This window comes from Kiloniella litopenaei, from assembly GCF_000982415.1.
Classification (GTDB): domain Bacteria; phylum Pseudomonadota; class Alphaproteobacteria; order Kiloniellales; family Kiloniellaceae; genus Kiloniella; species Kiloniella litopenaei.
In genome coordinates, this window is the sequence record NZ_LANI01000012.1 from 1 (window position 1) to 762 (window position 762).

Below are 762 nucleotides of genomic sequence, written 5' to 3' on the forward strand. Positions count from 1 at the left end.
GCCTTCCAGGATCTAGGTGTTGGCGAGAACCGTGATGTCAGCTTCTCTTATGATGTTTCCGATGGTAACGGCGGTGTTGCAACGGAGAACGTTGTTATTACCGTGAGCGGTAGTAATGATGGTCCAGTTGCTGTTGCTGGTGTTAACACAGCCGTTGAAGATGGCGGTGTTGTTACAGGTACTCTGTCAGCAAGTGATGTCGATGGTGACGCGCTGAGCTTTAGTCTGAATACAGGCCCGAGTGAGGGCTCAGTTGTTGTTAATGCAGATGGTAGTTATAGCTTTGATCCGGGCTCAAGTTTCCAGGATTTGGGTGTTGGCGAGAGCCGTGATGTGAGCTTCTCCTATGATGTTTCCGATGGTAACGGCGGTGTTGCAACGGAGAGCGTTGTTATTACCGTGAGCGGTAGTAACGATGGTCCTGTTGCTGTTGCTGGTGTTAACACAGCCGTTGAAGATGGCGGTGTTGTTACAGGTACTCTGTCTGCCAGCGATATCGATGGTGACGCGCTGAGCTACAGTCTGAACACAGGCCCGAGTGAGGGTTCTGTTGTTGTAAATGCTGATGGCAGCTACAGCTTTGATCCGGGTTCAAACTTCCAGGATCTAGGTGTTGGCGAGAGCCGTGATGTAAGCTTCTCTTACGATGTTTCTGACGGTAACGGTGGTGTTGCGACGGAGAACGTTGTTATCACGGTGAGTGGTCGGAGTGAGAATAATACATCACCAATAGCTGTTTCTGGTGTTAACACAGCTGTTGAA

Annotated in this window: 1 protein-coding gene; it reads left to right on the forward strand. The window is 50.0% G+C overall.

What is annotated here, in order from left to right; all coding sequences use genetic code 11:
• On the forward strand, positions 1-762 hold a 762-nt coding region (locus WH95_RS11010; RefSeq protein ID WP_113772013.1), incomplete at both ends, for an Ig-like domain-containing protein.